The 12,692-nt window shown below is 71.3% G+C and carries 11 protein-coding genes; 8 read left to right on the top strand and 3 right to left on the bottom strand.

The genetic code is table 11. From position 1 onward, the window contains the following. Positions 1 to 92: 92 nt before the first annotated feature. Both HDC37_RS07635 and HDC37_RS07640 read right to left on the bottom strand, forming a co-directional pair. Positions 93 to 3,413, bottom strand: a complete 3,321-nt coding sequence (locus HDC37_RS07635) for an endo-1,4-beta-xylanase (protein WP_179559819.1) — start codon at positions 3,411 to 3,413, stop codon at positions 93 to 95. Between the two features lie 101 nt (positions 3,414 to 3,514). After that, positions 3,515 to 4,528, bottom strand: coding sequence for a LacI family DNA-binding transcriptional regulator (locus HDC37_RS07640; RefSeq protein WP_179559820.1), 1,014 nt, complete (start codon positions 4,526 to 4,528; stop codon positions 3,515 to 3,517). Positions 4,529 to 4,644: 116 nt separating this feature from the next. On the opposite strand from HDC37_RS07640, the gene xylA reads away from it, so the two are divergent. The 6 genes from xylA to HDC37_RS07670 all read left to right on the top strand — a co-directional run bounded on the left by xylA (position 4,645) and on the right by HDC37_RS07670 (position 10,741). Further along, positions 4,645 to 5,850, top strand: coding sequence for a xylose isomerase (gene xylA, locus HDC37_RS07645; protein ID WP_179559821.1), 1,206 nt, complete (start codon positions 4,645 to 4,647; stop codon positions 5,848 to 5,850). A gap of 100 nt (positions 5,851 to 5,950) precedes the next feature. Then, on the top strand, positions 5,951 to 7,249 hold the full coding sequence (gene xylB, locus HDC37_RS07650; RefSeq protein ID WP_179559822.1) for a xylulokinase: 1,299 nt from the start codon (positions 5,951 to 5,953) through the stop codon (positions 7,247 to 7,249). 52 nt (positions 7,250 to 7,301) lie between these two features. Next, on the top strand, positions 7,302 to 8,012 hold the full coding sequence (locus tag HDC37_RS07655) for a GTP pyrophosphokinase family protein (RefSeq protein ID WP_179559823.1): 711 nt from the start codon (positions 7,302 to 7,304) through the stop codon (positions 8,010 to 8,012). 47 nt (positions 8,013 to 8,059) lie between these two features. Further along, a complete protein-coding gene (locus HDC37_RS07660) occupies positions 8,060 to 8,983 on the top strand; it encodes a transposase (protein WP_257021369.1) in 924 nt (307 codons plus the stop codon). 49 nt (positions 8,984 to 9,032) lie between these two features. Then, complete coding sequence (locus HDC37_RS07665; RefSeq protein ID WP_308472130.1) at positions 9,033 to 10,253, top strand: cation:proton antiporter; 1,221 nt, start codon at positions 9,033 to 9,035, stop codon at positions 10,251 to 10,253. After that, on the top strand, positions 10,250 to 10,741 hold the full coding sequence (locus tag HDC37_RS07670) for a glutaminase (protein WP_179559824.1): 492 nt from the start codon (positions 10,250 to 10,252) through the stop codon (positions 10,739 to 10,741). The genes HDC37_RS07665 and HDC37_RS07670 overlap by 4 nt, the downstream gene beginning before the upstream one ends. Positions 10,742 to 10,756: 15 nt before the next feature. Here the strand turns inward: HDC37_RS07670 and HDC37_RS07675 are convergent, their stop codons facing one another. Beyond that, entirely contained in the window at positions 10,757 to 11,500 is a 744-nt protein-coding gene (locus HDC37_RS07675; protein WP_179559825.1) for a GMP synthase, read from the bottom strand. 78 nt (positions 11,501 to 11,578) lie between these two features. Between HDC37_RS07675 and HDC37_RS07680 the strand changes: the two genes are divergently transcribed. Then, on the top strand, positions 11,579 to 12,196 hold the full coding sequence (locus HDC37_RS07680) for an RNA polymerase sigma factor (RefSeq protein WP_257021370.1): 618 nt from the start codon (positions 11,579 to 11,581) through the stop codon (positions 12,194 to 12,196). Further along, positions 12,183 to 12,653, top strand: a complete 471-nt coding sequence (locus HDC37_RS07685; protein WP_179559827.1) for a hypothetical protein — start codon at positions 12,183 to 12,185, stop codon at positions 12,651 to 12,653. The genes HDC37_RS07680 and HDC37_RS07685 overlap by 14 nt, the downstream gene beginning before the upstream one ends. Positions 12,654 to 12,692 lie beyond the last annotated feature (39 nt).

A 12,692-nucleotide genomic window follows, 5' to 3' on the forward strand; every position in this document is an offset into this window, starting at 1 on the left:
CCCCGCGCCCGGACCGACGCGGGGCGCTGCGGGGTGAGAGGCGGAGTGCCCCGCGCCCGGACGGACGCGGGGCACTCCGGGGAACGTGCGCCTCAGCCCTGCATCCGCTCCCGTCGTCGCTGCGCGAGGATCGCGCCGGCGAGAAGGGCCAGCAGGCCCGCAAGGCCGAGACCGATCGGCAGGCCGCCGCCGGTGGAGGCGAGCGGGTTGCGCGGGTCGTCCGCCGCGCCGCCGCTGGATCCGCCCGATGCCGGGGGCGTGGTCGGCGTGCCGGGCGTGCCCGGCTCGGTCGGGGTGGTGGGCCCACCGGGCTGGGTGGGCGTCGTGCCCTCCGCGGCGACCAGCTCTCCCACGCCCCAGCGGGCCGTGGACTGGTAGCCGGCGCCGGTCGGATCGGCCCAGTTGCGGATGCCGGTGCGCGCACCGTCGGAGGCGTCGTTGACCTGGAAGTCAAGACCGTGGAACGTCCCCTCACCGCCCGAGTCGAGCAGGCTGATGCGAGCCTCGACGATGTAGCCGCCGTCGACGGTGGTGACCTGGGACTCCACGCGGTTCCGCTGGAACGCCTCGTCCCCCGTTCCGAACGACACGGCACCGGCCGCGCTGATGCGGATCTGGGTGTCGTCGTAGCGGTACGAGCCGTTCTTGACGTTGCCGGCGTCGACGTAGATCTCCACCGAGTCCTGGATCCAGGGGTCGGAACCCGAGACATCCACCACCGGGTCGGCCACTTCGGCCAGGACGAACAGGGTGTTGTCCTGCCAGAGGGTCCGCACCGACGCGGTCGCGCCACCCGTTCCCTCGACCTGGCGGTCGGTGGTGACGGGGTTCGCGGCGGCCCAGGCGTCATCCACCGCGCCGTCGATCGTCGGAGCCTCGGCCGCCTCGACGACATCGACGAACGACAGCGGCTCGACGAGCGTGAGGATTCCGAGCTCGCCGGCGGTGTTCCATCCGGCGGAGGCATCGCCATCGGCGATGCGCACGTCGAAGCGGACCACGTCGCCGAGCGCCGCGTCGCCGAGGGGCAGCGCCGCGACGACCCGGTAGCCGGTCTCGGTCTCGATGACCGAAGCGGTCACGTCGCCCTCGCCGTCGCGGCCCACGACGTACTCCTGGTCGCCCACGGTGAAGCCGACGCCGTCGGCGTCATCCATGGATCCATCCGTGACCTCGACGTACGCGGTGAGGGTGCCGGCCTCCCAGCGCAGCTGGAAGGCACCGCTCTGCTCGATCGGCAACAGGGGCAGACGGTCCCACTCGTCCGCGGTCGGCGCCGCGTCGTCCACCGGCACGGAGCCGCCGAACACGAAAGCGCTGCGCTGGCGGGCCGGCAGTTCCTCGTCGACGGCGCCGAAGAAGGCGGGCTTGCCCTGGTAGGCATCGTCGAAGAGCAGCGGTGCTCCGTTCGCCGAGCGCCAGCTGCGGCCGTCGGTGAGGCCCCACACGGTCACGCTGTAGAGCTCGTCGATGTTCTCGCGGAACACGCGGAACGCGTCACGGTAGTAGTAGCCCTGCTCGATCAGCAGCGCTTCGCTCACGGGTGTTCCCGTGGTGACGTCCAGCTCGGTGACCACCTGCGTGACGGGCAGATCGGCGAAGGTGCGGATCGCCTGCTCCAGCGCCGAGACCGGCATCGCCAGGCTCACGTGGAACTGGTGTCCTACACCGTCGATCGGCACGCCCCGCTCGAGGAGCCGCTCGACGAGCGCCAGGTAACGCCCCTGTTTGCCCGACTGCTCTGTGTTGTAGTCGTTGATGAAGAGGGTTACCGGGCGGTCGGTCCCGTCGGCGGCGTAGACGTCGTTGAACGCCTCATCGGCGTACTGGAACGACAGGTCGATGAACTCTTCACCGAGGATGCGGTACCACTCGCTGCGACGCAGGCCGTCGGCGTACTCGGAGCCGTCGGAGACGACCTCGTTCACGACATCCCATGCGTTCAGCGGGTTGGTGCCGCCGAACTCGCCGTACTCGGTGGCGAGCCACTCGGCGACGTTGAAGATGTGCTCGCGGAGGCGATCCCGCAGGATCTGCTTGTCGGCATCGCTCGTGGTCAGCGGTGAGCCGTCGGCCCCCTGGAAGAAGAAGGCCGGGGTCTGGCTGTGCCACACCAGCACGTGCCCGTACACCGCGAGGTCGTTGGCCTCGGCGAAGTCCATGAGCGCGACCGCTTCGGGGTTGGCGCGGAACTGGCCGTTCGCGTCGTACCAGGCCTCGGGCTTCATGTAGTTCTCGCCCGTGATCTGGTCGAAGTGGCGTAGGAGCAGCTCCGAGGCGACGCCCGTCGTCTCCCGGCTGTCGATCGCGACGCCCACCGGCACATCGAGGGTGTCCTGCAGCGGCGTGAGGTCCTGGATCTGGCCGGGCTCGGGCACGCTCACCTGGATGTCGTCGAAGAACAGGTCGGAGGTGTTCGTGCCGTTGTAGTCGGTCTCGAAGTAGAGCAGACCCGTGTCGAACGCCTGGAGCGGGAAGGATGCCCGCACCTGCGTCCAGCCGGAGTTGGTGACGTTCGCGAACTGCGCGAGCGTGGAGAACGTCGTCGCACCCTGGTAATCGCGCTGCAGGCTCAGCCAGACCGGACTGGTGGGCTGACCTTCACCGAAGCGCACCCAGGCGGTCACCTCATAGGTCGTGTTCGCCTGGAGCCCCGCGATGTCGTGGCCCATGCCCGAGCCCTGCGACGTGCGACCCGTCAGCGCCGCCGCCTGGTTGCCCTGCTGAGCGTCGTCGGTGGTGAGCGTCACGGTCGGGGCGCCGCTGCCGCTGTCGCGCGGAACCCAGCCGCCCAGGCTCTCCTCGAAGTCGTTCGAGAGGGCCGTCGGACCCACCACGGGCGGTGTGCCCGGGTCGGTCGGGTCGGTGGGATCGGTCGGCTCGGTGTCGAGGGCCGTCACGACGAGGTCGTCGAGGTAGTAGGTGAAGGTTCCCGAGTCGGCACCGCCCGTGCCGATGTAGAGCTGGAGCCCGGGCAGATCAGCGTCGTCCGCGACGGTGTACTCGCCGCTGATGGTCGTCCAGTCCTCGGCAGTGGCGGTGGTCGGCCCGATCCACGTGTAGGCCGGCTTCATCACGAATCGCGCCGACTGGTCGGCGGTGCCTTCGGCCAGTTTGATGCGGGCGGAGACGCTGTAGGTCGTTCCCGCCTCGAAGATCCCGGCGGGGCTCTGGATGCCGGTGAAGTCGTTGGCGCGATCGGCGACCTGAAGGACCTGCGAGCCGTCGAGCTCGACCACCGAGAGTGTGTTCTCACCTCCTCCGCTGGCGATCCAATCGCCGGTCGTGCCGTCCTCGAAGTCGATCGAGGTGATGACGGTGTCGGCCGCAGAGGCGGCTGACAGGGGGGCGACGATCAGTGCAGCGGCTGCCAGGACGGCGGCCGCAGCGGATCGAGCACGATGTCGTCTCACGAATACGCTCCTTTGCGCGGGGGTTTTGTCGTGCTCGCAAACCTATGTGCGCTGAGGAGCAGTGAGGGCGTTCCTCACAAAAACGTTACGAAACTCTGCACTTAACTTTCGACCAGTGCAGGACCCGTGCTTGCCCGCACGACGAGGTGCGTCGCGAGGTCCATTCGCAATGTCTCGGGCCGGCCGCCCTCACCGAGTCGGAGGGCCAGGCGGGTCGCCTCCTCGCCCATGCGGCGAAGCGGCTGGTGGACCGTGGTCAGCTGCGGGCTGAACCACCGCGCGAGCGCGATGTCGTCGTACCCGACGACCGAGAGGTCGGCGGGCACCTCGAGCCCGGCACCGCGCGCCGCGGCGATGACGCCGATGGCCTGCAGGTCGCTGCCGGCGAAGATGGCCGTCGGGCGGTCGGGGAGGGCGAGCAGCTGACGCGCCCACGTCTCGCCGCCGGAGGGGTGGAAATCGCCGAAGCGGACCCAGCCGGCGTCGACGGGGAGGCCCGCCGCGTTCATCGCCGAGCGGTATCCGTCGAGCCGGGCGTGCGAGCACATCGCGTCGGCGGGCCCGGTGATGGCTGCGATCCGCCGGTGGCCGAGCTCGATGAGGTGTCGGGTGGCGACGAGGCCGCCGGTCCAGTTCGCCGATCCGACGGCGGGCACGTCGGCGGCCGGGTCTCCCGACGGGTCGACGATGACGAACGGGATGCCGCGGCGCTTGAGCTTGTCGCGGTGGGCGGGTGCGAGGTCGGAGAAGACGAGGATGACGGCGGCCGGGCTGCGACGCAGCACGCCGTCGATCCACTCGTCGCCGGGGGCATGCCGGTCGCCGCTCAGGGTGAGCACCGTCGACAGTCCCGCTTCGGCCGCGACCGTCTCGACGCCGGTGATGAGGTCGGTCGACCAGCTCGGCTCGAGCTCGTGGAGGACGAGCTCGACGTATTCACCGCGGCGGTTGCCGGTGCGGCGGGTGTAGCCGTGCACGGCCAGAAGCTGCTCGATCCGCGCCCGGGTCGAAGACGCGACATCCGTCCGGCCGTTGAGGACCTTCGACATCGTCGCGATTGAGACGCCGGCTTCCTCGGCCAGCTGCGCCAGCGTGACGCGCGTGGTTTCCGCCATATCGGGAGTGTAGACCGAAAGTTTCGAAGCGGCGTCGCCTCCGGCTGGGTGGTGTGGACGCGGCATCCGATCTGGTATAGGTTGTTAACCGCAACATTTTCCCGCAAAGGAGCGCCATGCCCACCCCCACCCGCGCCGACAAGTTCTCGTTCGGTCTCTGGACCATCGGATACAACGGCACCGACCCGTTCGGCGGTCCGACCCGCCCGGCCCTGGACGTCGTGCACGCGGTCGAGAAGCTCGCCGAACTCGGCGCCTACGGACTCACCTTCCACGACGACGACCTCTTCGCCTTCGGCTCGAGCGACGCCGAACGTCAGACGCAGATCGACCGGCTGAAGGGCGCGCTCGCCGACACCGGCCTCATCGTGCCGATGGTGACCACCAACCTCTTCTCCGCCCCTGTGTTCAAGGACGGCGGATTCACCTCGAACGACCGTCAGGTCCGGCGCTTCGCGCTGCGCAAGGTCCTCCGCAACATCGACCTCGCCGCCGAGCTCGGCGCGAAGACGTTCGTGATGTGGGGCGGCCGCGAGGGCGCCGAGTACGACGCGGCGAAGGACATCCGCGCGGCCCTCGAACGCTACCGCGAGGCCGTCAACCTCCTCGGCGACTACGTCACCGACAAGGGCTACGACATCCGCTTCGCGATCGAGCCGAAGCCGAATGAGCCCCGCGGCGACATCCTGCTCCCCACCCTCGGACACGCGCTGGCCTTCATCGACTCGCTCGAGCGTCCCGAACTCGTGGGTCTGAACCCCGAGGTCGGTCACGAGCAGATGGCGGGCCTGAACTTCGCCGCCGGCATCGCGCAGGCGCTGTACCACGGAAAGCTCTACCACATCGACCTCAACGGCCAGCGCGGCATCAAGTACGACCAGGACCTCGTGTTCGGTCACGGCGATCTGCACAACGCCTTCGCCCTCGTCGACCTGCTTGAGAACGGCGGCCTGGGTGCTGATGGACAGCGTGGCGTGCCCGCCTACGACGGCCCGCGTCACTTCGACTACAAGCCCTCGCGCACCGAGGACGAGACCGGCGTCTGGGACTCGGCGGCTGCGAACATGCGCACCTACCTGCTGCTCAAGGAGCGGGCCGCGGCCTTCCGCGCCGACCCCGAGGTGCAGGAGGCGCTCGAGGCGTCGAAGGTCACCGAGCTCGCCCAGCCGACGCTGAACGCCGGCGAGTCGTACGACGACCTGCTCGGCGACCGCTCGGCGTACGAGGACTTCGACGCGCAGGCCTACCTCGGCGGGCACGGCTTCGGCTTCGTCCGCCTGCAGCAGCTGGCCACCGAGCACCTGCTCGGCGCGCGCGGCTGACCACTCGAAACCCACCTTCCCGCGCGAAACCCACCGTGACGCCGTCGGTCTCGACGGCCGCGGTGGGTTTCGCCGGATCCAGCGCGAAGCGAGGAGAGCCATGGCGCTCGTGATGGGGGTCGACTCGTCGACCCAGTCGTGCAAGGTCGTGATCGTCGACACCGCCTCGGGCGACGTCGTCCGCCAGGGGCGCGCCACGCACCCGGAGGGCACCGAGGTCGACCCTGCCGCCTGGTGGCGGGCGCTGCAGGCGGCGATCGAGGGTGCCGGGGGACTGGGCGACGTCGGGGCGTGGGCGATCGGCGGGCAGCAGCACGGCATGGTCGTGCTCGACGCCGACGGCCGCGTCATCCGTCCGGCCCTGCTGTGGAACGACACCCGCTCGGCCGGTGCGGCCCGCGACCTGATCGCCGAGTTCGGTGCCGACGACCTCGCGCGGCGCTCGGGCCTGGTGCCGGTGGCGTCGTTCACGATCACCAAGCTCCGGTGGCTCCGCGACGCCGAGCCCGACAACGCAGAGAAGGTCGCCGCGGTCGCCCTTCCGCACGACTGGCTCACCTGGCGGCTGCGCGGGTACGGGCCTGCCGGCGAGGCCCCGCGAGGTCCCGTGCTCGACGAGCTCATCACCGATCGATCGGATGCCTCGGGCACCGGGTACTGGGATCCCGAGACCGGCGGCTACGACCACGCGCTCCTCGAGGCCGCACTCGGCCACGACGCGCACCTGCCGCGGGTGCTCGGACCCGACGATCACGTCACCGACGCCGACGGGCGACGCGTGGGCGGCGGGGCGGGCGACAACGCCGGTGCCGCGCTCGGCCTCGGCGCCGCCGCGGGCGACGTCGTCATCTCGATCGGCACGAGCGGCACGGTCTTCGCCGTGAGCGACGAGCGCACGATCGACCCGACCGGCACGGTCGCCGGTTTCGCCGACTGCACGGGCCGGTTCCTCCCGCTCGTGGCGACCCTCAACGCCGCCCGCGTGCTCGATGCGATCGCGCGCCTGCTGGCCGTCGATCATGCCGAGCTGAGCCGGCTCGCGCTCGCCGCCGAGCCGGGGGCCGGCGGCCTCACCCTCGTGCCGTACTTCGAGGGCGAGCGCACGCCGAACCTCCCCGACGCCACCGCGTCGCTGGGCGGCATGACCCTCGCCTCCACGACTCGCGAGAACCTCGCGCGCGCGGCGGTCGAGGGGATGCTCGGCGGGCTCGGCGCCGGTCTCGACGCCCTGCGCGCCCTCGGCGTGCCGCTCCGGCGTGCGCTGCTCATCGGCGGCGGTGCCCAGTCCGAGGCGGTCCGCGAGATCGCGCCCCTCGTCCTCGGCATGCCCGTCGAGGTTCCGGCGCCCGGCGAGTACGTCGCTCTCGGCGCCGCACGGCAGGCCGCCGGCATCCTCTGATCGGGAGGGTTCCTCCCAGCCCGCTCAGAGCCGGCGTCCCTAGCGTCGCACCATGGACTCGAACCCCGGTGACGACGACCGCATCTCGGTGAGCCCGGCGGAGATGCGGGCGCTTCGCAATGAGATGCAGCGGTTCCTGCTGGAGTACCGCTTCGGCATGCAGGAGATCGAGACGAAGATCGGCATCCTCCGCGATGAGTTCCTCTACCTGCACGACTACAACCCGATCGAGCATGTCTCCAGCCGGGTGAAGTCGCCCGACAGCATCGTCGACAAGGTGGCGCGCAAGGGCATCGAACCCGAGTTCGCGGTGGTTCGCGAGCACATCACCGACATCGCGGGCGTCCGCATCACCTGCAGTTTCGTCACCGACGCCTACCGGCTGTTCGACCTGCTGACCCGGCAGGACGATGTGACGGTCCGCACGGTGAAGGACTACATCTCCGATCCGAAGCCCAACGGCTACAAGAGCCTGCACGCCATCGTCGAGGTGCCGGTCTTCCTCTCCACCGGTCGCGTGGTCGTGCCGGTCGAGGTGCAGTTCCGCACCATCGCGATGGACTTCTGGGCGAGCCTGGAGCACAAGATCTACTACAAGTACGACCGCCAGGTGCCCGAGGGGCTGATCGAGAGTCTGAAGGATGCCGCGGACACCGCGGCGGAGCTCGACGCACGCATGGAGCGGCTCCACCGCGAGCTGCACGCGTCGCCTGAGGCGGCCGCGGCGGCGCGGGCCCCGCACCGCGGCGCGCTCGCGGTGTGAACGCCGCTTCGCCCGAGCCGGTCACCGGGGCGCGGCAGAATGGGGTGATGACCGGTGACGAAGCGGGCGGTGCGGGGCGCGGCGACGCCGACGAGCACGACCCTCTCGCCGCCGAGCGCGACCCTGTCGCGGTCGAGCTGGACACCGTCGCGGTCGAGCTCTACGCCCTCCGCCCCGATGAGTTCACGGCGGCGCGGAACGCCCGCGCCCAGGCGGCGCCGCGCGCGCTCGGGGCTCGCATCCGCACTCTCCGCAAGCCCGCGGCCTCGGCCTGGGCGGTCGATCTCCTCGCCCGGGAGGGACTGCTGACCGACGTGCTGGAGCTGGCCGCAGCGCTCCGCGAGGCGCAGGACGACCTCGACGCGAAGGAGTTGCAGCGTCTCGGCCGCGAACGTCGGGCCCTCGTGCAGGCGCTCGCCCGCCGGTCGGTGGCCCTGGCCGCCGAGCGCGGAGTGACCCTCAGCGGGGCGGCACGCGACGACGTCGCCGCGACGATCACCGCCGCACTCCTCGACCCGCGGGCGGGAGCTGCCGTCGCCACCGCCAGGCTCATCCGGCCCCTCGAGGCGACCGGGGTCGACCCGGTCGACCTCAGTGAGGCGGTGGGCGGCAGCATCCCGGGGCTCCCCGACGCTCCCGCCCGTCCGCCGCGGACGACCGACGACCTCGCCGCGCGTCGGGCGCGGAAGGCCGCCGAGCAGGCGGTGCGGGCCGCCGAACGCGGTGCGAGCGAGGCCGAGCGGGAACTGACGCGGGCGGAGGCGCTGCTCGCGGCGGCGACCGAGCGCGAGACGCACCTCGCGGAACGGCTCGACGAGCTGCGCGCACAGCTGGCCCGCCTCGAGAAGGACGCCCGAGCGGCCGCCGACGCGGGCGAAACCGCCGCCGACGCGCGCGCCGCCGCCGCCGAGCGTGCCGGCGACGCGCGTCGTGCGCTCGAGACGGCCCGCGACGCTCTTCCAGGGGACTGATCGGCGCTCTCCGCTGACGGACGACCCGCCGCTCGCTACGCTGAGCGACGTGAACGGGTTGGACATCGCCGCGGTGGTGATCGCGCTGGTGGCGGTGGCGGCGCCGCTGCTGGTGCGCGGCCTCAGCCGCTGGGTCGCGGTGCCCATCGTGGTGTTCGAGCTCCTCCTCGGGATCCTCGTAGGACCTCAGGTGCTCGGCTGGGTCGATGAGTCGGCTTTCATCGACTTCCTCAGCGAGTTCGGGCTCGTCGCGCTGTTCTTCATCGCGGGCTCCGAGATCGAAGCCAGCGCCCTGAGGGGACGCGGGGGCCGAGTCGCCTGGCTCGGCTGGGCGATCAGCATCGGCGTCGGCGTCGGGATCGGCTTCGTGCTGTCCCCGGGCGAGGCCGGCGTCATCGTCGGCATCGCGCTGGCGTCCACGGCGCTCGGCGCGCTCGTGCCGATCCTTCGCGACAGCGGCGATCTGCGCACCCCGTTCGGTCGATCGGTCATGGCGGTGGGAACCGTGGGCGAGTTCGGTCCCCTGATCGCCATCACGTTGTTCCTCGGTGGCCGCGACATCGGAACGGCGACCGTCGTGCTGCTGATCTTCCTCGTGGTGGCCGCCGGGGCGATGGCGCTGGCGTACCGGATGCCGCAGGGCCCGCTCTACACGGTCGTGACGGCCACGCTGCACACCTCGGGACAGTTCGCCATCCGGGTGATGTTCCTGATCATCGCGGCGCTCGTCGTCCTGAGCGTCATCCTCGGCGTCGACGTGCTGCTGGGCGCTTTCGCGGCCGGCGTGATCTGGCGGCTCCTCATGCGGGGGGCAGGGGAGAAGCAGCGCAAAGACGTCGAGACCAAGGTCGAGGCGGTGGCGTTCGGCTTCCTCATCCCGGTGTTCTTCATCGACACCGGCATCGAATTCGACCTGGCGAGCCTCATCGCCGAGCCGCTCCTCCTCCTCGCCGTTCCCGTCGCGCTGGTGGGGTTGCTGATCGTCCGCGGGGTTCCATCGATGCTCGCGGCGCCGCCGGGCTCGAGCGCGCGCGACCGGGTGGCGACGATGTTCATGGGTGCCACCGCTCTGCCGATCATCGTCGCGGTCACCACCATCGGCGTCGACGAGCGCGTTCTCGAGGGTTCCACGGCCGCCGTGCTCGTCGGGGCCGGGATGCTCTCGGTGCTCCTGTTCCCCCTTCTCACCGCCATCGCCCGCGGGAAGCGTGCGACCTCGGCCGGCGACAGCCTCGAGTGGGACTCCGCCCCGATGTCCGACACCGCGTGAGCACCCTCGACGACCTCCTCGCCGATGCCCGGGCCCGACTGGTCGGGGTCTCCCGCGAGGGGCTGGGCGAACTGCTGCCGCCGCGGCGCCTGCTCGGCATCCCCCGCGCGCCCCGGATCGTCCGCAGGGGATCCGCCTGGCATCTCGGCACGCTCCTCCTCACCGATGACGGGCTGCTGGCGACGGGCGACATCCTGCGCGCCCGCGCCGAAGTGCGCCGCGGCTTCACCGCGGAGTCGCAGCGGCAGCGGGCGCAGCTCGCGGCAGCGGCCCGGCGGGGCGGATTCGCCGAAGGCGAGACCGTTCACATCGGCTGGCTGTGGCTCGACCTCGACGCGGTCGGGCGCGGCGCGGCATCCGGTCCGGTCAGGGTCGTGGACGGCGAACCGCGGGTGCGGTGGAGCGCCGCCGGGGGATACGTTCCGCTCGCGGGCTACCTCGACGAGCGGATCGGACTGCTCGTCGATCCTCCCGGAGGGGCGACCTGAGCGTCGCTGGAGGTGTCAGGAGGCGCCGAAGTGCGCGCCGAAAGCTGCCAGCAGACGAGCCGGCTCGGTGACCGGGGTCGCGAGCACCCGGCCGGCGATGACGTCGTAGTCGCGGGCGTCGTAGTACCCGTCGTTGCGGTAGACCTGCATGCGCTCGGTGAAGGCCCGCGGGGTCAGCTCCGGGTGGAACTGCGTGGTGTAGAGGCGGTCGCCGACGCGGTAGGCCTGCACCGGGCATGCGTCGTTCGCGGCGAGATGCACCGCGCCCGTCGGCAGGACCGCGGTGCCCTCCTTGTGGCCGGTCAGAGCCGAGAACCTCGGTGCGAGCGGGGCGAAGAGCGGGTCGCCCTGCGCGGCGGGCGTCAGCGACACCGCGGTCGGGCCGGCATCCTCGGGGAATCCGCGGCTGACCTGGCCGCCGAGGAGGCGCGTGACCACGCTGATGCCGTAGCAGGTGAACATCGCGGCGAGGGAGTCGCCCCCGGCTGCGGCGGCGGCGACCCTTTCGAGGTCGCGCTCGACGCGGCGCTGCACGTCGGTCTTGGTCGACTCCGGGTCGACGACGTTGAAGGGGCTTCCGCCGACGACCACGGCGCGGTAGGACTCCAGTGCGTCATCCGGCAGGGGCGAACGAACCAGATCGTGGCGGTCCATCCGCTCGATGCCGACGCCCATCGCCTCGCGGAAGGAGGCGTATTCGGCCTCCGCGGCCGCCTCCTGGGGCCGCGCGCAGAGGTAGAGCAGATCGGCGGAGGTCACCCGTGAAGTTTAGGTCGGCCGAGGATGTATCACACGCCCGGGTGGTGCCTCTGTTCGGGTGTGGCCACAATGGGCGCTATGACGCATGCTGACGCGGGTGCCGGGGTCGACCCTGCCCGCCCCCTGCGTTGGGAGCTCGCCGCCACCCTGTTCCAACGGTGGCGCGCCGGTGACCGCAGCGCGATGGACGACCTCGTCCGACTCATGACCCCGACGCTGTGGCACGTCGTCCGCGCCTACGGCGTCGACGCGGCGCTGGCGCAGGACGTCGTGCAGACGACCTGGCTGACCCTGGTGCGCCGGCACGAATCGATCGTGGAGCCGCTGGCGGTATCGGGGTGGCTCACCACCACCGCCCGCCGGGAGGCGTGGCGGGTCGGGCGTCAGCAGCGCCGCGCCGACCCCACCGAGGTCGACGACCTCGAACCGCACCTCCCGGCCCAGGAGTCGGCCGAGGAGACCGCGTTGCGCGACGAGGCATCGCGGAGACTCTGGCTCGCCGTGACCCGGCTCAACGAACGGTGCCAGCGCCTGCTGCGCGTGGTCGCCTTCGACGAACGACCCGATTACGCCCGCATCGCGACAGACCTCGCGATGCCGATCGGCTCCATCGGTCCGACGAGGCAGCGGTGTCTCGGAAAGCTGCGGGCGATCCTCGCAGAGGAAGGAGAGGACGGCAGAGATGACGACGGATGACTCCGCCGATGCCCGTCTGTTCGCACGGCTTCGCGCAGTGTGGGAGGAGGTCGACCCGATGCCCGCGGGCCTGGTCGACCGGATGGTCGCCGCCGTGGCGGTCGAAGACCTCTCCCGCGAGTACGCGCTGCTGACGCTCGTGGAGGGAACGCTCGCTGCTACCCGCGGCGACGCCGACACGGCCACGCTGCAGTTCAGCGACGGGCGCACGAACGTGCTGCTCCACCTCTCCGTCGCCGACGACGGCCGGCGCCGGGTGGACGGCTGGGTCGACGCCGAACCACTCTCGATCCGGCTCGTCCAGGACGCGCGGGAGTGGACGACGGATGCCGGCGAGCACGGCCGGTTCGCCTTCGTCGACGTCCCCGCGGGGTTGACCCGCCTCCGCCTGTCGCTTCCCGCCGCGCCGGGGGAGACCCACCCCCGCGAGTTCCAGACCCCGCAGTTCGAAATCTGACCGTGCCGCGCCGTGCGGCGCGGCCTCGCCCCCTGATCG

This window comes from Microbacterium sp. AK009, from assembly GCF_013410955.1.
Taxonomy (GTDB): domain Bacteria; phylum Actinomycetota; class Actinomycetes; order Actinomycetales; family Microbacteriaceae; genus Microbacterium.

What these genes read in the sequence shown, in the direction of transcription:
- HDC37_RS07660 (WP_257021369.1), top strand. Translation starts at nt 8,060, where the DNA reads ATGACCGGTGACGAAGCGGGCGGTGCGGGGCGCGGCGACGCCGACGAG.
- HDC37_RS07685 (WP_179559827.1), top strand. Translation starts at nt 12,183, where the DNA reads ATGACGACGGATGACTCCGCCGATGCCCGTCTGTTCGCACGGCTTCGC.
- xylB (WP_179559822.1), top strand. Translation starts at nt 5,951, where the DNA reads ATGGCGCTCGTGATGGGGGTCGACTCGTCGACCCAGTCGTGCAAGGTC.
- xylA (WP_179559821.1), top strand. Translation starts at nt 4,645, where the DNA reads ATGCCCACCCCCACCCGCGCCGACAAGTTCTCGTTCGGTCTCTGGACC.
- HDC37_RS07640 (WP_179559820.1), bottom strand. Translation starts at nt 4,528, where the DNA reads ATGGCGGAAACCACGCGCGTCACGCTGGCGCAGCTGGCCGAGGAAGCC.
- HDC37_RS07680 (WP_257021370.1), top strand. Translation starts at nt 11,579, where the DNA reads ATGACGCATGCTGACGCGGGTGCCGGGGTCGACCCTGCCCGCCCCCTG.
- HDC37_RS07655 (WP_179559823.1), top strand. Translation starts at nt 7,302, where the DNA reads ATGGACTCGAACCCCGGTGACGACGACCGCATCTCGGTGAGCCCGGCG.